Source organism: Acinetobacter larvae (assembly GCF_001704115.1).
Lineage (GTDB): Bacteria > Pseudomonadota > Gammaproteobacteria > Pseudomonadales > Moraxellaceae > Acinetobacter > Acinetobacter larvae.
Genome location: NZ_CP016895.1, coordinates 2,426,327 through 2,445,039 on the forward strand (window position 1 = coordinate 2,426,327; position 18,713 = coordinate 2,445,039).

General features: G+C 39.7%; 15 protein-coding genes. 2 read left to right on the plus strand and 13 right to left on the minus strand.

Features of this window, described 5'->3' with window-relative positions; genetic code table 11:
- Positions 1-86 precede the first annotated feature (86 nt).
- The 3 genes from BFG52_RS10890 to hemE all read right to left on the minus strand — a co-directional run bounded on the left by BFG52_RS10890 (position 87) and on the right by hemE (position 4,232).
- Positions 87-2,120, minus strand: coding sequence for an NADPH-dependent 2,4-dienoyl-CoA reductase (locus BFG52_RS10890; RefSeq protein ID WP_067555949.1), 2,034 nt, complete (start codon positions 2,118-2,120; stop codon positions 87-89).
- A 195-nt stretch (positions 2,121-2,315) separates the two neighbouring features.
- Positions 2,316-3,119 carry a DUF817 family protein gene (locus BFG52_RS10895; RefSeq protein ID WP_067555952.1) on the minus strand — a complete coding sequence of 268 codons (804 nt, stop codon included), beginning with the start codon at positions 3,117-3,119 and terminating at the stop codon, positions 2,316-2,318.
- Between the two features lie 39 nt (positions 3,120-3,158).
- Positions 3,159-4,232, minus strand: a complete 1,074-nt coding sequence (hemE, locus tag BFG52_RS10900) for a uroporphyrinogen decarboxylase (protein ID WP_067555955.1) — start codon at positions 4,230-4,232, stop codon at positions 3,159-3,161.
- Between the two features lie 214 nt (positions 4,233-4,446).
- Between hemE and BFG52_RS10905 the strand changes: the two genes are divergently transcribed.
- On the plus strand, positions 4,447-5,715 hold the full coding sequence (locus BFG52_RS10905; RefSeq protein WP_067555958.1) for a L,D-transpeptidase family protein: 1,269 nt from the start codon (positions 4,447-4,449) through the stop codon (positions 5,713-5,715).
- A 227-nt stretch (positions 5,716-5,942) separates the two neighbouring features.
- Here BFG52_RS10905 and BFG52_RS10910 read toward each other — a convergent pair whose 3' ends face one another.
- Together BFG52_RS10910 and BFG52_RS10915 are read right to left on the minus strand one after the other, a co-directional pair.
- Complete coding sequence (locus BFG52_RS10910) at positions 5,943-6,446, minus strand: Hcp family type VI secretion system effector (protein ID WP_067555961.1); 504 nt, start codon at positions 6,444-6,446, stop codon at positions 5,943-5,945.
- 175 nt (positions 6,447-6,621) lie between these two features.
- Positions 6,622-7,290, minus strand: coding sequence for a hypothetical protein (locus tag BFG52_RS10915; protein ID WP_157758108.1), 669 nt, complete (start codon positions 7,288-7,290; stop codon positions 6,622-6,624).
- A gap of 583 nt (positions 7,291-7,873) precedes the next feature.
- On the opposite strand from BFG52_RS10915, the gene tssK reads away from it, so the two are divergent.
- A complete protein-coding gene (tssK, locus tag BFG52_RS10920; RefSeq protein ID WP_067555968.1) occupies positions 7,874-9,238 on the plus strand; it encodes a type VI secretion system baseplate subunit TssK in 1,365 nt (454 codons plus the stop codon).
- Positions 9,239-9,466: 228 nt separating this feature from the next.
- Here tssK and folE read toward each other — a convergent pair whose 3' ends face one another.
- The 8 genes from folE to BFG52_RS10960 all read right to left on the minus strand — a co-directional run bounded on the left by folE (position 9,467) and on the right by BFG52_RS10960 (position 18,549).
- Entirely contained in the window at positions 9,467-10,015 is a 549-nt protein-coding gene (gene folE, locus BFG52_RS10925) for a GTP cyclohydrolase I FolE (RefSeq protein ID WP_171257365.1), read from the minus strand.
- A gap of 82 nt (positions 10,016-10,097) precedes the next feature.
- A complete protein-coding gene (locus BFG52_RS10930) occupies positions 10,098-10,787 on the minus strand; it encodes a Smr/MutS family protein (RefSeq protein ID WP_067555974.1) in 690 nt (229 codons plus the stop codon).
- Positions 10,788-10,826: 39 nt separating this feature from the next.
- A complete protein-coding gene (gene trpC, locus BFG52_RS10935) occupies positions 10,827-11,630 on the minus strand; it encodes an indole-3-glycerol phosphate synthase TrpC (RefSeq protein ID WP_067555977.1) in 804 nt (267 codons plus the stop codon).
- Positions 11,631-11,639: 9 nt separating this feature from the next.
- Positions 11,640-12,686 carry an anthranilate phosphoribosyltransferase gene (trpD, locus tag BFG52_RS10940; RefSeq protein ID WP_067555981.1) on the minus strand — a complete coding sequence of 349 codons (1,047 nt, stop codon included), beginning with the start codon at positions 12,684-12,686 and terminating at the stop codon, positions 11,640-11,642.
- Positions 12,687-12,696: 10 nt separating this feature from the next.
- Positions 12,697-13,281 carry an aminodeoxychorismate/anthranilate synthase component II gene (locus BFG52_RS10945; protein WP_067555984.1) on the minus strand — a complete coding sequence of 195 codons (585 nt, stop codon included), beginning with the start codon at positions 13,279-13,281 and terminating at the stop codon, positions 12,697-12,699.
- A gap of 361 nt (positions 13,282-13,642) precedes the next feature.
- On the minus strand, positions 13,643-15,130 hold the full coding sequence (locus BFG52_RS10950) for a TolC family protein (RefSeq protein WP_067555987.1): 1,488 nt from the start codon (positions 15,128-15,130) through the stop codon (positions 13,643-13,645).
- Complete coding sequence (locus BFG52_RS10955) at positions 15,127-17,259, minus strand: peptidase domain-containing ABC transporter (protein ID WP_067555990.1); 2,133 nt, start codon at positions 17,257-17,259, stop codon at positions 15,127-15,129. The genes BFG52_RS10950 and BFG52_RS10955 overlap by 4 nt, the downstream gene beginning before the upstream one ends.
- A gap of 27 nt (positions 17,260-17,286) precedes the next feature.
- Positions 17,287-18,549, minus strand: coding sequence for an HlyD family secretion protein (locus tag BFG52_RS10960; RefSeq protein WP_067555993.1), 1,263 nt, complete (start codon positions 18,547-18,549; stop codon positions 17,287-17,289).
- Positions 18,550-18,713 lie beyond the last annotated feature (164 nt).

An 18,713-nucleotide genomic window follows, 5' to 3' on the forward strand; every position in this document is an offset into this window, starting at 1 on the left:
TTTTGTTTTCAAGCCATTTTTATATTTTTCCGTTCGAATGCATAATGTTTCAGCATTTTTAGCAATTTTTGCTTATAAGCGAAGCATTACAAGCGCGCTGCCAGTTCAGCGCCATCGCGAATCGCACGTTTGGCATCTAATTCAGCAGCCAGTTTTGCACCACCAATAATGTGATAAGTTTGATTACCCCATTGAGATTCTGCTGGCATAATATCACGCACCGATTCCTGTCCTGCGCAGACCACTATGGTATCGACCCGAAGCAGTTGATCATGCCCTTGATGGTGAATCCAAAGCCCTTCCTCAGTCACTTGTTTATAAGATACGCCAGATAGCATTTTTACCGCATGTTTTTTCAATTGAGCACGATGTACCCAGCCTGTGGTTTTTCCTAAGCCAATCCCTAAAGGTGTATCTTTACGCTGCATCAAATAAATTTCACGAATTGGTGCATCAACATGCGGCTGACTTAAACCGCCAGCAGAATCATAATGTGCATTACGGTCTACACCCCATTCGCGTTGCCATTGAGCTAAGGGCTGTGGTTGTGGCTGTTGTTCAGGTTTAAGTAAAAACTCTGCCACATCAAAACCAATTCCTCCTGCACCGATCACAGCAACACGTTTACCTACTTCTGCTCCACGTAATACATCTGCATAAGATAAAACCCGTAACCGCGCTTGACCAGTCAATTGAAGATCACGTGGTACCACGCCAGTTGCCACCACCACATCATCAAAGCCTTCGCGTTGTAATTGCTCACGATTAATTTTGGTATTTAGGCGGACTTCTATTTTTAATTTGGCAATCTTGCTTTTAAAATAACGAATAGTCTGATGAAACTCCTCTTTGCCGGGTACAACTTTGGCAAGGTTAAATTGTCCACCTAGCTCATCTCGAGCCTCAAATAAGGTAACCTGATGCCCACGTTCAGCTGCAACCATGGCGGCTGACATGCCAGCCACTCCCCCACCAACCACAGCAATACGTTTATGTTGTTTAGCTTTACGATAAACCAGCTCTGTTTCATATGCCGCACGCGGGTTGACCAAACAAGTGGCACGAATATTTTTAAAGGTATGGTCTAAGCAAGCTTGGTTACAGGCAATGCAAGTATTGATTTCATCCACACGACCTTGCTCAGTTTTTTTCACCCATTCTGGATCGGCCAACAACGGACGTGCCATTTGTACCATATCGGCTTGACCGGTTGCTAGAATTTGTTCTGCAGTATCTGGCATATTGATACGGTTTGAAGCAATTACAGGAATACGCAAATGTTTTTTGACTTCGGCCGTATATTCAACAAAAGCGGCTCGTGGCACAGAAGTCACAATGGTCGGTACACGCGCCTCATGCCAGCCAATGCCGGTATTCATCAGTGTCACGCCAGCTTGCTCTAACGCTTGTGCAACTGCTATCACGTCCTGCATGCTATTGCCATCTTTGACCAGATCAATCATCGACAAACGAAAGCTAATAATAAATTTTTCACCCACTTTGGCACGTATCGCTTTGACAATCTCTACAGCAAAGCGCATACGATTTTGAATCTCACCGCCCCATTGATCTTGGCGTTGGTTCACATGACGACTCAAGAACTGGTTAATTAAATAACCTTCTGACCCCATAACCTCAACACCATCATAGCCTGCAGCTTTGGCCAATGCTGCGCATTGTGCAAAATCTACAATCGTCTGCTGAATATTCCGCTCTGACATTTTACGCGGTTTAAACGGTGAAATCGGTGACTTAATCGCGCTAGCAGATACCACAAAAGGCTGATATCCATAACGTCCTGCATGTAAAATTTGCATGAGAATTTTAGCGCCATGGCGATGCACGGCGCGTGTCACCAAACGATGTGGCAACACATCACCAAGCATATTCATGGTGCCACCCGCGGGTAATAACCAACCTTGGCGATTTGGCGCAATCCCACCCGTAATTAATAGCCCAACACCGCCTTTGGCACGTTCAGCAAAATATGCAGCAAGTTTAGAATAATTATAAAAACGATCTTCTAATCCAGTGTGCATGGATCCCATCACAACACGATTTTTTATCTGGGTAAAGCCCAAGTCCAAGGGCTGTAAAAGATGTTCATAGCGACGGCTCATGATTAATCCTTCTCGACGGTTCATTATTGCAACTTGTTGCATAATACTTTAACTGAATTATTTTTTGGCAATATGGCATTTCTTTTGTTTTGGCGAACGCCACAGTCAATTTTCCCTCAGTCAATTATTATTTATTATTGTTTAAATACCATGCTTTAACTATTTTTGGCTTTAACTATTTGGGGCTTTAACTATTTACAGTTTACAGTTTAAAGTCCAGTCACCATTACCTTGTCGATGCCCCAATACCTTAAGTACCAAGACAAAGCTCAACAATAACAGCAAATACCATGAGCCTAACTTCCATAAACTGACCATATGCCAAGTTTCCAATTGCGAAGGATATAACCAGATATTAAAAAAAGTACTAATGTTTTCTGCAATCCAAATCACACATGCAAAAATTAATAACAGCACCAGCATGGGGATTTTGATCTGGCGTTGTTTCAGCGTCATATAAACTTGTGTCTTATGGAATAATAAAATACTGCTTAAAAATAAAATATAACGTGCATCCCAAATAAAAAATTTAGTCATAAAGTTTAAATAAGAGATGACAGACAATATGATCATCCACGAAAAAGGCGGAAGTGCACAAATCTTTACCTGAAATATTTTTAAAGCCCGCGCAAAAAAACTCCCTACGGCTGAATACATAAAACCAGCAAACAGCGGTACGGTATAGATTTTAAAAACAACAGGTTCAGGATATTGCCAAGAGGCAATCTCGGGATGAGTAAGAAAAACCTCCATGATCATTGCCAAGACATGAAAAATTGCAATCACCTTTGCTTCTTTCCAAGACTCCAATTTGCACAGCAATAATACGCTTTGAATGACTAAAGCATAGATCAATAAAAGGTCATAACGATATAAGCCCCAATGTGCATCACTGCCAATGGGAGCTGTCACCATAAAGGCGAGCAATAGTAAAATACCAAACAAGGCAGAGGAAGCTGCCTTGTACAGTAAATGAAATAGATCTGAAATCATATGCATCGAATGCAGTTCAACACCAAATTTATATGTTATAAATATTTAGGCAAGATATTTTGCGCTGTATTGGTGAACTGTATCGACAAAGATTTTCGGTTGGTCTGGGTCAACCCATTGTGTAATGCCGTGACCTAAATTTGCAACATAACCTGTTTTTTCACCGGCAGCATAAGCATCATCAAGCATATGTTTAACCGCAGTTTCTATCGTTGTGCGATCACCATACAAAGTCGCAGGATCCAAGTTACCTTGTAATGCGACACGCCCTTGTACCATTTGTCTAGCCACGTCTAAAGGTGTTGTCCAGTCCAAACCTAAAGCATCTGCACCGCTCGCTAACATCGGTACTAACCACTGCCCACCACCTTTGGTGAATAAGATAACAGGTATGCGTCGCCCCTCTTTTTCTTTTTGTAAGCCTGCGACGATCTTTTGCATATATTGTAAAGAAAAGCTTTGATATTGCTGATGAGCCAGTGCGCCGCCCCAACTATCAAAGATTTGAATTGCTTGTGCGCCCGCATCAATTTGTGCATTGAGATAGTCAATGACTGCATCTGCCAAATGATCCAATAAAGCATGTAATACTTCAGGCTGACGATATAACATTTGCTTGGTAAAGCGAAAGTCTTTACTCGAACCACCCTCAATCATATAAGTCGCCAAAGTCCAAGGGCTACCAGAAAAACCAATCAACGGGACCTGACCAGACAATGCGGAACGAATAGCACGCACAGCATCCATGACATAACTTAAGTCGCTTTGCGCATTTAACTTAGGCAAAGCAGCAACATCTTGCTCGGTGGCAATGGTCTTTTTAAACTTTGGACCTTCACCTGCTTCAAAATATAATCCCAAGCCCATCGCATCTGGCACAGTTAAAATATCAGAAAATAAAATTGCGGCATCTAAGTCATAGCGGCGCAAAGGCTGTAAAGTCACTTCACAGGCTAAATCAGTATTTTTACAGAGCGAGAGAAAGTCTCCTGCTTGACTCCGTGACTCACGGTATTCTGGTAAATAACGACCAGCTTGTCGCATCATCCATACCGGTGTACAGTCCACTGGCTCGCGCAATAATGCACGCAAAAAACGATCATTTTTTAAGGTCGTCATTTACTTTTCCAATCTTACAATCAAATTTTAGCCATCATAGCAAAAAGCAATAGATTGAGTCATGCTTTATCCAAGTTTAGCGCGGAATCATTCCCAAAATGAGTAACTTATTTTGGGATAAGAAACAAAACAAATACTGCATAAAAAAACAATTTCTGTAATACTTGATAGGTTTTTTATATACCTACATCTATCATTGTAAAGGTCGCAATACATGTTCGTTCGCTCTATCCTTGCGCTGAGTTTAAGTACTATATTGGTTGGACATAGCTATGCAGCTCATAATACCCAGCAAGCCAATACAGACAAATCAGCTAAGCCTACACACAATACCAGCACAACAGTTGTAGAAGACCCAATCGATCCACTTGCAATTGATGGTCAAAACAATTCGACAACCACAAAAATCTCAGCTCAAGAACAAAGTGATCTCAATAAAGCTTCTGCCACACTACAGAACTTAGAAAAGACTGAAAATCTTGATGCAACCATTGGACAAGCGCCCAGTGCCGACAAAACGCCTAGCAGCGCCCCTGTCACCGACAGTAAAACAACCAGCCCCAAACCCGCCATCAAAGCATCTTGGACACTGGATGGTCTAAATAATGCGGAATGGTATGACAATATTGGTGCAGGTCAATTCCCAGTCTATGCCCGTGCCCATGTGATGTTGAATAATGCACATGCTTCTCCTGGTGCAATAGATGGCACCAGCGGCATGAATACCTTAAAAGCGATTTCATCTTTCCAACAAATGAATGGTTTAAAAGCCACTGGGCAGCTCACCCAAGAAACTTGGGATGAACTGGTACGTTTACAAGGCAATAAAGCTGCTTTTGTGGAATACACCATTACTGCTGAAGATTTGAAAGGGCCTTATGCTGCTTCAATTCCACGTGACTATGCGCAACAAGCCAAAATGAAAGGTTTGTATTACACACGTGTCAGTGAAATGTTGGGTGAAAAATTTCATATGGATGAAAACTTCTTAAAGAAATTGAATCCAAATGCAACCTTTAAAAAAGCTGGTGAAAAAATCATCGTCAGCAATGTGCGTAATGACTTACCTGAAGATATACATTTGATCATTGCTCACAAAGGTGCCAAACAACTGTATTTGTTTAACCAACAAAATCAAATGATTGCATCTTTCCCTGCAACCATTGGTAGTTCTGCTACGCCATCACCAATTGGCACCTATAAAGTAACGGGTGTTGCAAAAAATCCTTGGTATAGCTACTCACCGAGTAATTTCGTGCAAGGGAATAACACCAAACCACTTTCATTACCCCCTGGTCCAAATGGTCCAGTCGGCAATATCTGGATCGGATTAAGTAAAAAATCCTTTGGTATTCATGGGACACCAAACCCAAGCCTCATCTCAAAAACCGCATCACATGGCTGCATTCGTCTGACCAACTGGGATGCAAATGATTTAGGTAAAAAAGTTAAAGCAGGTGTTACGGTGAAGTTTTTAGAATAATCACATCTGTCAACAGAACATCATGCTCTTGATGTAAAAAGCTAAAAACGCCAGTCATTGAACTGGCGTTTTTATCATAATAAATACATTAAATTCCCTTAAAAATCAAATAATTTACTTTTAAATACAATATGATAGATTAAATACAAGACATTTATAAAAACAGTCTATTTAGAATGATCTTTATATACTGCAATCTCTAAGTTAAGCTAAGTTAACTTCAGCACTTAAGCCGCATAAGATGCTGTATTATTGGAAAGAGACCATTTTTTCACCACAGAACCTTTCGATGCACCAGTAATATCTTGCTGATTATAAGTCCATTCTACCGCTGCATATTTTAATGCCAATGCTTCTTTCGGAATACCCTCTTCATTGACGGTTGGCGTAACACTGGCAACCAGCACATGCTTTAACTTGATCTGTAAATACTTAATACGCTGATCGCCATTGGCACGATAAAAATCGATTTGTACTTCATCAAAGGTATGCCCAGCCGAACATGCCTCCCATAGTTTAGGGCTGGTTGCATCGAGATCTTTCACAAAAACCATATCAGAATGTTCTACGCGTTCAGCGGTATGCCCACCAACACTTGAGGAGGTTGCAGACTTGGGTTGGCGGATATGATGTGACCAAGTATTGGCTTCTAACCAGTTTTTATGTTCAGTATCTCGAGATTCACCCTCAATCTTATAATTGCCTAAAAATTGAATATAAATATCTTTCATGTTTTATTGTCCTTGTTGTGATAATAAAAAGATCAGCGTCCACTGATAACGCGATAAATTAACACTGTTAAATTTATATTGTTCAGTAAGCGCTCATCTATTGTGCAATGATGTGATCTGTCACATCGGGTAAAATCAATATCTTATACAAGACAAGACCTGTTGCTAAACCCTATTATTTTAAGCCATTAAAAGGATCACTTGATGATCCACTCGCGCGCTGTGTGCTTTTATGATTGTTATCATGCTGACTTACATGAGTGCGTGGTGTTACTTTGTTTGGCGTTACCGCCTTCGGTGTCGTTACGCGACGTCTGCTTTGGGGTTTTGTGGGTACAGTCGCTGGCGCTGCATGCTCTACTGTCACGGCTTTAGCCACGACAGTTTCTTTGGGAGCACCTTGTGCGAGCTGAATATTATGCAATAAATTTTGCGTGCTGGTCAGTTGATCCGACGGTAAATACCGCGCCTCATGTTCACGCATCTGTAAAATTGCTTGATTCGCCAAAGCGCTACTGGCAGCAAATTTTACATCGGTTAAAACATTATGCTGAATATGACGCTGTTCTAGCGTATTGATTATTGTCAGTGCTTTATAAGGTTGATCTAACTGAGTAAATCGTTGCGCAGCTTGGATCAGATAAATGGATTGTTGTTGCGGCTCTTTATTTTTTTTATCGCAAATCTGCGCGTAAATACTCAATAAAGTTGGGTCGGCAGCTCCATTTACCAATGGATTTTTTTTGATACAACTGCGACTCAATTTAACCGATTCCGCATACAGTGCGGTACTGCATAAACCCATAGAAAACATTACAGCCGATATAATTATTGTCTTTTTCAAAATTAACCTCATGTTTAGGATAAAAATTATTTTAATTGCTGCATATTGGTTTTCAGCTGCCCTAAATCTGTCATGATTGGGATGGCGTGATAGAAATGCTTTTTTGCTGCTCATTATTTTTATCATGATGATACGCAATACATCATAACTTTTCAGTTGCTAAGCGCTTCAATCTTTTTGTAAAGAATAGCGACCTCGACTCAAGTCATTGGCAAGCTAAAAGCCATACTGTTTATTTTTTTAATATTTATCAAAAATATAGTTTGATACAACTGAACTTTAGAGGGCTTAGCCCTATTGTGTACCAAATGGATTAAAAATCCAGATTATTAAATTATCTATTAAATTCATATTCTTATTCGACAAATGGCTTCGTATAATAACAAAAAACGACCGCTTTATACACTTGAACTGCGATGCAATCTCATAGATCCACCGTAGTCATCAAGTTATACCAGCAAAGCTACAACAATCTATATGATCTTCATGCCCTAGGCAAATCAACAGCAATATTTGATGTGCCTTAAGCGCCTATAAAAACCATAAACGCAAGCTATAAGCGTAATATTTAAGAGTATTCTCTATGTTTAAAGCAGACAAAGTCCTATGGGGCGATGGTTTATTTTTACGCCCACAACATTTCCAATTACAAGATTATTATCAACAACAACAGCTGAACCAAAATATCAATGCCATACAGATTTATGCTTTTGGTATTCAGAATCTGTTATTTGATCACGTCCAATTACAACTCAATATTTTGGCGTTACATCAAATCTGTATGCTGTGGCAGGATGGCGATATTTATAATGCACCAGATCAAGATCTACTACCTGAACCACTTGCCTTAGATACGCTGGAAATGCAAACAGAAATGTTGGTTTATTTGGCATTACCTGTCGTACAAGCCAATAAACAAAATCTATCCCAGCAAAATAACAGCCAAAGCGGTCGCTATCATCACTATTTAGCCAATACCCAAGATTTATTTACCAATGCACCAGCAGCCGACATTACCCTATTGCATAAACAAGCGCAGTTTAAACTTAGTGCAACACAATTAACCGATCAACATCATGACGATGGTTTTCTATATTTAGCAATCGCCAAATTAAAGCGACAAAATACAGGTCATTTTGAGCTGGCTCAGGATTTTATTCCAGCATTACTCCATTTACATGCTTCTGAGCGTTTATTGCAAAATCTAAAACGAATTTTAAATGTGATCAAAACTAAAATTAAAACCATTCAGGCCAATAACCGCGAAAATGAACAAAAGCTTATAGAATTTCGTTCAGGAGATATTGTTTCATTTTGGTTGGTCAATGCCCTCAATACGGCCTATGCCAGTTTGGCACATTTATATCAACATCCAGATGTACATCCAGAAAGACTTTATAATGAGCTATTAAAATTGACTGGTTCGTTACTGACTTTTTCCACTGCCTATGATGTTGAGCATTTACCCCCATACCAACATTTAGATTTGTATAGCAGTTTTAATGCGCTCGATAAGATTTTAAGAGATTTATTAGATACCATTATCTCCAATCGTTACATCAGTATTGCGCTCAAAGAAATACGCCCTTCTTATTGGCTGGGTAGCTTAGAAAGTGACAAAATTAACCGAGATAGTCGTTTATATTTGGCGGTATCCAGTCGCGCAATGCCTAGCCATGAATTGATTCAACTGGTGCCGTTACGCTTTAAAGTGGGAAGTAGCATTGATGTAGAACAACGTGTAGTGTCCGCTTTGGCTGCTGTACCACTACAACACTTATTACAAGTTCCCACTGCTATTCCGGTTCGATCAGGCGTACATTATTTTGAAATTGAACCGCATCATGTGCTTTATCAAAACATGCTGCAATCCGAGGCAATTTGTATTTATGTTCCAAATGGTTTTCAAGACATTAGCCTAGAACTTATCGCCGTTGTAAATGCTTAAAGAGGTGATTTAAAAAATACATTAAAATTTTATAACAAGGGCTTCGATTTAAGCCCAAAACGAGCCTTAAAATGATGTCATTCAATCAATAGCACTCAGCCCTGAACAAAACCAGCAAACCATGTTGTTCAGGGTTGAGTGTGTCGCAAGATGACACTTGAGAGCGTTGCGACACGCCATACTTGCCAGCGCTCTACTCAAATGCAAAACTTCACATCGAGTATTCACTTAATAGACTTCGGGTAATGCTTGTAAGAATTCTTGACGTACATCTTTGTCTGTTTTGAAATCGCCCACATAAGCGACGGTACGCGTAGTCGAAGCTTGCTTACTCACACCGCGCATCATCATACACATATGCGCCGAGTCAATCATGACTGCAACACCACGTGCCTGTGTCACTTCTGCAATGGCTTCAGCAATTTGCTGGGTTAGCGTTTCTTGAATCTGTAAGCGACGTGCAAACATTTCTGTAATGCGGGCAAATTTAGACAGCCCTAGCACATGCCCTTCGGGTAAATAGGCAATATGAACGCGCCCAGAAAAAGGCAGTAAATGATGTTCGCACAACGAATAAAATTCAATATTCTTGACTAAAACCATTTCATGATTATCAGACGGGAAGACCGCATTATTGGTCACTTCCGCGAGTGACTGTGTATAACCTGAGGTCAGATAAGAAAAAGCTTTAGCAGCACGTAACGGCGTATCTTTAAGACCTGGACGATTAAGATCCTCACCCACTGCTGTGAGGATATTGGCGTAGGATTGCTGCATAGACATAAAACGTGTTCACTTAAACTGATCGAACTGGGACGACGGCATTGTAGCAGAAAATATGTGAAATTCTGACAACTATTCAAGCACGCTGTTGAGTTCGGTCGTATTTGGGATTTTTTTCGGCACGTTTGAGCAGTACCAATACGGCACCCGTACCCCCTTGTTGCTCTGGTGCACTGACAAAAGCCAATACATCACGATGCTGACGTAGCCAGCCATTAACATAACTTTTTAATAAAGCATCCGGTCCTTTACCATGCACCACTTTTACCACATTTTGGTTTTCAGCTTTTGCCATTTCAATGACTTGCAATACAGCACTGCGCGCTTGTTCAACCGTACAACCGTGTAAATCTACCGCTTCATACCAACGCAGATTACCAGCTTTTAAATCTTCAAACACGCGATGCTGTAAGGTTGCAATGCGATAACTTAATTTAGACTGACTGCCTACCGGGTTTAAAATCGCTTGGGTATCTGATAACTCAACATGTTCCGTTTGCACTGGACCTTCTGCTGCTGCACGTTTCGCCAAAATCTGCGCATCAACCACTGGGCGCTGCGGCTTGGTTGGCTGTACCTGATTTTGCTTAGGCATCGGGACAACCCCGTGTAACGCACTCAAGAAAATCGTGCGGTCATCTTCGACCACGTCTATCTTTTCAACAGGCGCAACACTTTTTGCCGTTGTCACAACACCAATCTGCTTTTTAAAAGCTTTGAGAAGTTTTTGCTGTTCTTTGGACAGCGTTGAATCAGAATTACCCATAGCAAATTTTAAATTATTCCTCTAGCCAATGAATGGCAATCAAAGTGATTGTGGCTGACCAAACAGCGCTTGTAAGGCCTGACCTGGATCAGGCTGTTTCATAAAGCTTTCACCCACCAAGAAAGTATGAATATCATGTTGTTGCATCATTGCAACTTGCTCAGTACTGGCAATACCACTTTCTGTAACCAACAAACGATCTTGAGGCAATAATGCTTTTAAACGCAAGCTATTTTGGATATCAACAGCAAAGGTTTTAAGATTACGGTTATTGACGCCGAGTAAGCAACGTTCATCTAATTGTAATGCCCGTTCCAGTTCATGTTCATCATGCACCTCAACCAAGACATCCAAATGTTGTTCAAAAGCTGTTTGTGCCATTTCTTGCAATTGTTGATCAGATAACGCTGCAACGATTAATAAAATACAATCCGCATGCAAAGCACGTGCTTCAACCACCTGATAGGGATCAACCAAAAAGTCTTTACGCAAAGCCGGCAAAGCGCAATGTTGACGTGCAATAGCAATATTTTGATCATGCCCTTGAAAAAAGTCTACATCGGTTAACACAGATAAACAGGCTGCACCTGCTTGTTCATACTGTGCCGCAATCTGTGCAGGATCGAAATCAGCACGAATAATGCCTTTTGAGGGTGAGGCTTTTTTAATTTCAGCAATAATCGCTGGACGTTTGTGCTGCAAAGCTTTGGCAAATGCTCGTACTGGACTCGCAGCTGCCGCCCATTGCTCAACATCATGTAAGCTCCGATAAGCCTGACGCTCAGCCAACTCTTCATATTTGCGCGTAATAATGCGCCCTAAAATTGTATTTGCAATATCCACTTGCAGCCCCTATACCGTGTACTGTTTCAAAGTACGGCTAAATTCAGCCAATACACTCATTTTCTCTAAGGCTTGCCCACCATCGATAATATCTTGCGCCAAAGCCACACCTTCGGCATAACTCAAACACAAACCCGACACATATAAACCTGCGCCCGCATTTAAAGCAATCATGGCAGCAGCTTTTTCACCGCGTTCTGATTTTTTACGCGACAAAGCATCTTTGATCAGGGCTAGACTTTCTGCCGAATCTTGTACCATTAAACTACTCAAAGTTTGTGAAGCAATGCCAACATCTTCAGGACTTAAAGTCCATTCTATAATTTCACCCGCTTTCAACTCTGCGACATGGGTATATGAAGCCAGACTAATCTCATCTAAACCGTCTTGAGAATGTACCACCATGACGTGTTCCGCGCCGAGCTTACGCATGACTTCAGCAATTGGGCGACAGAGTTCTTGGGAAAAAACGCCCAATACCAGACGTTTGACCCCGGCTGGGTTGGTGAGCGGTCCAAGTAAATTAAAGATACTCCGAAAACCCAATTGTTTACGGGGTCCAACGGCATATTTCATAGCAGGATGATGATTGGGTGCAAATAAAAAGCCCACCCCCATCTCTCGAATACAGCGCTCAGTTTGGGCAATACTTAAATCCAGTTCAATGCCCGCTTGTTCTAATAAATCAGATGAACCAGATTTAGATGACACCCCACGGTTACCATGCTTGGCGACCGTCGCGCCCGCTGCCGACATCACAAAACTCGATGCCGTTGAGACGTTAAATAAATTTTGACCATCACCACCAGTACCGACGATATCGACGAGGTAAGGCAGATCACTGACATCAATTGTGAGCGCTAACTCACGCATCACTTCAGCCGCCGCAGTCATTTCTTCAATACTTTCACCCTTAATCCGCAGCCCCATCAATAAGGCGCCAATCTGAGCATCAGTAGCCTCACCCTGCATAATGCAACGCATCACATCTTGCATTTGGCTATGTGTGAGATGAATGTTTTTGGTCATGTGGTTTAATGCTTGTTGAATATTCATTGTGCTGTACTTATGCATAGGTTTCTAAAAAATTTTGAAAGATTTGGTGACCATGTTCACTCAAGATTGATTCTGGGTGAAATTGCACGCCTTCGACTGCCAATGTTTTATGGCGAATTCCCATAATTTCTTCACGTTGTTGGTCAGCAAATTGCGTCCAACAGGTGACCTCTAAACAATCTGGCAGCGTCTCTTGATCAATCACCAAAGAATGGTAACGTGTAGCAGAAAATGGTGACGGTAGACCTTGGAAAATCCCTTGATCATGATGATACATATCCGATAAACGCCCATGCATCACTGTTTTGGCACGGACAACCTCACCACCAAAAGCTTGACCAATACTTTGATGCCCCAAGCACACCCCCAATAACGGGATCTTTCCAGCAAAATGCTGAATTGCAGGCAAAGATATACCGGCTTCATTCGGAGAGCATGGTCCAGGTCCAATCACCAAATACTTGGGTTGCCATCGCTCAATGTCCTCTAGCGTCACGGCATCATTACGGACCACTTTCACTTCTTGATTTAACTCGCCAAAATACTGGACGATGTTATAAGTAAAAGAGTCATAATTGTCGATCATTAGAAGCATTTTACGTTTAATCCTTTGATGTATAAAACCAAATTTTTAGAGCCTTGCAGTATTACTCACAATGTTACTCACAAATTTTAATGTCTCACAGAAAATAGAGACATACTCACTTAGATCAGAATCTAAGAGCAGTTACTTTAGCAGATTTTACTTGAGAAACTAATAGAATTACGCATCTTAGCCAACAAAAGATGGTTAGCATGTAGACTAATTACTGTGAGGGGATAAGAGATTTGAAGATGGTCATGTATATGTCGTCAATGATTGAGATGAGCACGGTTCGCCTGTGCTGAAAGCCCCCAAAATTTTGTAGCCTGTAAAAAAGGGTTTTCTACCAAACAAGAGGGTCCCAGCATATTGTCTATTCATCCCATAGATTTAAGTTGCCGATATTTGCCAAAAGCTGAAAACGAATGATTAAAAACTCAGTCAAAGCAGTGGAAAAATTTAACCGCGCTTCAATATACATATTTTGTGCATTAATCACTTCGACTAAGTTGCCTACACCAGCTTTATAACGTCCTTGCGTCACTTCAAAAGCTTGACTGGCACTTTCATTTAAGCTTTTTAATGCAATTAAATTATCATGCATGGCTTGCAATTGATTATAGCTTTTCCAGATATCGGCATGGGTTTGCAGTTTTAATTGATCTTCTTCCAATTGTTTTAATTTTAAATTTTCTTGCGCAGAACGAATCTGGTATTTCTGATTAAAGCCATCAAAAACTGGAAAACTAACTTGAATACCAGCTTGTATTCTTTGCGTATCATTTGCAAATGGACTTTCACCTAACTGCTTTGAATGACTCATATTGCTTAGCAGAGAAATCGCAGGATATTGCGATCTTTTTGTAGCACGCACTTTTGCTTGCGCTGCTTCAACTGCTAACTGTGCAGCTTTTAGTTTTGGATTGACCTGCAAGGATTCATTCAATAAATCTTGAATGCTGCGCAAATTTAATAATGTAGGAATATTTACCTTATTATTGGTTTTAAAGTCCTGATATGCAGGTTCACCCATTAAAATGGCTAAATTTCCTTTGGCAATATTCAACTCGCCATTTAATTGCGTTAAGCTGGATTGTGCTTTCGCTAAATTTGCTTGCATTTGCAATGCATCAGATTTAATTCCAGCACCCGCCCGATAACGGGCATGAGCAATGTCGTAATTTTTCTGGGCAATGGCAACTAACTGTTTAAGGTTTTCTTGTTTTAACTCGTATTGAATAACCTCATAATAGGCAGTAATCGTTTTTAAAATCACTTCCTGTAATACTTGGTTCTGTAAGGCCAGCGAAGTTGCTAATAACTTATTCGCTTCATCAACTTGCGCTTTACGTGTACCAAAATCATATAGCAACCAATTTGCTTGAAGCGTAATAGCAAAACGCCGCGTATTGGTATCATAACTTAACTCACTTCTGTCTTTAACCTGATAGTTGTCTTTACCCCAATCATAATTTGCATTAGTAGAAAGTTGTGGATAATAGCTTGATTTACTGATAGCAAGTTGAGCCGCTTGTATTTTGGTTTGCACCCAAGCACTATTGGTCTCTGGGCTAAAACATACTGCTTTTTCAATAGCTTGAATTAATTCCAAAGTTTTTGTAGCAGCCAGTGTAGGCTGACTTAAACAATTCATCACACCAATTTGATTTCTGAGTGGCTGTTGCCCAGCAACACCAAGAGATGCATCTGTTGTATGCACTGGAATCTTAGCCTCTTGAGTCACCAATAAATGATCAACAGAATGATTGTTTAAAGCGAATTCGCTTTGTGCCTGTAATGAACTATTGAAAAGTGCCAATGAAATTGCTAAGGACGCAATATATTGATTGAATATATTCATATTGGTCGAATATCCTTAAGCAAGACATCTTCAACAATTAATCCATCTTGTAAGGCAATCACGCGCTCTGCTGATGCAATTGTTTCAGGACGATGCGCAATTAGAATCTTGGTAATATTGAGTTGTTTCAGTTTATGATTGACCTCTTGCTCTTTTTGCACATCTAAATGGCTGGTTGCTTCATCCATAAAAAGAATCTTCGGTTTTTTATATAATGCACGTGCTAACAAAATACGCTGTTTCTGCCCGCCTGAGAGCATATTACCAATATCCCCAACCAGAGTTTGGTATCCCATAGGCATTTTTAAAATGTCCTGATGAATCGAAGCAATTTCGGCACACTGCTGCATCCATTCTTGTTGTGGGCTAGTATCAAAAAAGCAAATATTCTCAGCGATTGATCCGGCAAACAAAATATCATCTTGGAGTACCGTCCCGATTTGTTCACGAATTGAATTTAATCCCCATTGATCCAAATCGTGCCCCATAACTTTTATTTCACCTTTAGATTGATGAAATACGCCCAATAAGATATGTAATAATGTAGTTTTACCACAGCCTGTTGGACCAACAATTGCGACCGACTGATTCATTGGAATTTTAAAACTTAGATCTTTTAAAATCATGGGATCATTTTCAGAATATTTAAAAGATAAATTGGACACTTCAATAGCATTTTCTACATCTGAAAAATCATGATGATCAGTTTCTGCATATAGTTTCTCAGGTTCAGTTAATACAATGTCAGATAAACGCTCTACATCAATTTGCAGCATTTTTACTTCAATGAATTTATCTATAAGACCCGCAACACGCCCATCAAATTGACCTTTATAGGCCATAAATGCCATGAACACACCAACTGTAAAATTACCTTCCAAAACTAGAGTTGCCCCCAGCCATACAATCAAAATATTTTGAATACCAAACAACACGCCATTTGCCAGACGAAAACCTAAACCGAGCTTCTGCGTTGTTAAACCAGCATTCACTTGATTGACCAATAATCCCAACCATGTTGAACGTCTTAAGTCTTGGCGCTGAAAAAGTTTAATTGTTTTCGCACCACGTACGGTTTCCATAAAATGGCTGCTTTGTTTCGCTGCATGAATAATTTCAGCTTCAGTCGCACGCTTTAAAGGGGTATACCAAATCCAACGAATTAGGGCGTAAATACACATGGTAATAATCGCAATCCATGCTAATTTTGGGCTGTACACGAACATCAGAATAAGCGTAAAGATCGTCATAAGACCATCTAAAATTGCCTCTAAAAAAGTAGATGTTAATGTCCGCTGAATGCTATCGACAGAACCAAATCGAGAAACCACATCGCCTAATGAACGACGCTCAAAATAAGAGACGGGAACATTGATTAAATGTTGAAAGACATTGGCACGCCATTGCACATTTAAATGCGTACTCATATACATCATGATCCATGAGCGCAATAAACCAATAAATTGCTGCAATAGCATCAAAATACAAAAGCCAATAGCCAGTACGGTTAAGAGATCGCGATCTGCAGAAACAATCACGTGGTCAATTACCCATTGCATAAAAAACGGGCTAATCAATGAAAAAATTTCTAATGCCAGTGCAAGAATTAAAATCTGCCCCAATGATTTCCATAAACCACGTACATGCCCAATAAAACTTCGCAATTCAATTTGGTTTTTTTCTTGTTTTTTTTCAAAATCAGTATTCGGCCATAACTCTAAAGCAACGCCGGTAAAATGCTCCGAAATTTCATCGAAACTCAGAACTCTTTTACCAAATGCCGGATCAAGAATTGTAGCTTTCTGACCAGAAACACTTTCTAAAACGACAAAATGATTAAAATCCCAATGTAAAATACAAGGCGTTTTAAGCTGATCTATATCTTCTAATTCTAATTTTAAAGGTCGTGTAACCAATTTTAACTGATTGCTGATCTTAATCAGTTGATTCAGATTACTGCCTTTTTGTGATACAGAAAAACGCCTTCTGAGTGTTAATAAATCAGATTCATAACCATAATAATGGGCAATCATGGCAATACATGCCAAACCGCATTCTGTCGCTTCAGTTTGTAAAATGACTGGAGCTTTTCGCCCAAAACCAAAAGATAATTTATCTAATATTTGCATAAGTCTGCTTCTATATTTTTAAGTGTTTTATAATTTGCCAGTGATGCTATATAACGGTTCAAGCACCCATTCATATAACTTTCTTGTTTCTTGCAAAATATCTGCATCGAAAACCATTCCCACCTTCAAGGCTTTCTTTTCCCCGTATGCGTACATATTTTGTTGATTCAAATGCACCTTAACCACATAAACAGGTTCATTACTATGCAAAGTACTCGGCAACTCCCCAATCGTACTTAACTCTTGAGGGTTCACAGTCGTTGCAGAAATAGCGGTTATTTTCCCTTGAGCTTGACCAAATTTTTGATAAGGATAAGCTTGAAAACGCAATTTAACCGGTTGATTGACTTTAATAAAACCAATAGCAGAACTTGGAATATAAAGATGAGCTTCCAATATTGAACCATCTGGTACAATATTTAATAAAGCTGTGCTTGGATTAATTTGCTGACCAATTTGCGCATTACTAGAAGTGACTAAACCTGAAGCATTTGCTTTAATAATTAATTGATCACGTGCATTATTTTCAATCGATTCTTGTTGATTGGCTGCAATCTGACGATCAACACCAGCTAAATCATTGTCTAATTTACTCGATAAACTTTTCAGTAAAATCTGTTTATTTTCTAACTCAGATTTTTTCGAAATTAAATCACGCTCATAACTTTGCAAGCTTAACTTTTGATTTAAATAAGTGTCTTGCTTCAGTTGAAATTCTTCTACAGAAATATAATCTTTATTACGTAATTCCTGATATCGATTGACATTTTGTTGAGCAAGTGCCAAACGTTGTCGTTGTTGTTGAATTAAAGTATGGACTTTATCTACTTCTAATTTTAACGCAGAAATTTCAGCGAGCATTTGTTCATAATTATTCCTATGCATATCTTTCAGTTTATCTTTTTCGATATCTAGGGTTTCACGCTTTAACTGAATTTGCTGTTCAACTGAAGCATTATAATTACCTGCTGAACTATAACGTGTCATGCGTACAGCATAGAGTGGATCACCTTTGTTTACATGTTGCCCATCTTCTATGAATTTTTTATCGACAATCCCCCCATCTGTCGTGAATACTCGAACTAATCCGGTATTTGGCATTAACTGCCCTTGCACAGTGGTTCTTTTGGTATAACTACCAAAAAATAAAAATAGGGTAATGGCACAAGAAATAACCCCAACGCACAAAGTCAACACAGCAAAAGAAAAAGGACGGATCAGTATAACTTCTCCAATCCATTTCGACTTTTGAGCATCAACTGCCTTTTTTCTAAATAATGGTTTAGACATAATAAAATTTATAAACTTATTTTAATGTACAACAGCGTCATAAAATTTAAGCTCGCGGATAAATAATAATGAAATAACTTAGATTTTCTGACACAAAATCTATTAAGCACTTATCCGCATATACACTTAAAACACATGCTACCTCGGCTCTATCCATTATTTTG

What these genes read in the sequence shown, in the direction of transcription:
- BFG52_RS10890 (WP_067555949.1), bottom strand. Translation starts at nt 2,120, where the DNA reads ATGAGCCGTCGCTATGAACATCTTTTACAGCCCTTGGACTTGGGCTTT.
- BFG52_RS10895 (WP_067555952.1), bottom strand. Translation starts at nt 3,119, where the DNA reads ATGCATATGATTTCAGATCTATTTCATTTACTGTACAAGGCAGCTTCC.
- hemE (WP_067555955.1), bottom strand. Translation starts at nt 4,232, where the DNA reads ATGACGACCTTAAAAAATGATCGTTTTTTGCGTGCATTATTGCGCGAG.
- BFG52_RS10905 (WP_067555958.1), top strand. Translation starts at nt 4,447, where the DNA reads ATGTTCGTTCGCTCTATCCTTGCGCTGAGTTTAAGTACTATATTGGTT.
- BFG52_RS10910 (WP_067555961.1), bottom strand. Translation starts at nt 6,446, where the DNA reads ATGAAAGATATTTATATTCAATTTTTAGGCAATTATAAGATTGAGGGT.
- tssK (WP_067555968.1), top strand. Translation starts at nt 7,874, where the DNA reads ATGTTTAAAGCAGACAAAGTCCTATGGGGCGATGGTTTATTTTTACGC.
- folE (WP_171257365.1), bottom strand. Translation starts at nt 10,015, where the DNA reads ATGCAGCAATCCTACGCCAATATCCTCACAGCAGTGGGTGAGGATCTT.
- BFG52_RS10930 (WP_067555974.1), bottom strand. Translation starts at nt 10,787, where the DNA reads ATGGGTAATTCTGATTCAACGCTGTCCAAAGAACAGCAAAAACTTCTC.
- trpD (WP_067555981.1), bottom strand. Translation starts at nt 12,686, where the DNA reads ATGAATATTCAACAAGCATTAAACCACATGACCAAAAACATTCATCTC.
- BFG52_RS10945 (WP_067555984.1), bottom strand. Translation starts at nt 13,281, where the DNA reads ATGCTTCTAATGATCGACAATTATGACTCTTTTACTTATAACATCGTC.
- BFG52_RS10950 (WP_067555987.1), bottom strand. Translation starts at nt 15,130, where the DNA reads ATGAATATATTCAATCAATATATTGCGTCCTTAGCAATTTCATTGGCA.
- BFG52_RS10955 (WP_067555990.1), bottom strand. Translation starts at nt 17,259, where the DNA reads ATGCAAATATTAGATAAATTATCTTTTGGTTTTGGGCGAAAAGCTCCA.
- BFG52_RS10960 (WP_067555993.1), bottom strand. Translation starts at nt 18,549, where the DNA reads ATGTCTAAACCATTATTTAGAAAAAAGGCAGTTGATGCTCAAAAGTCG.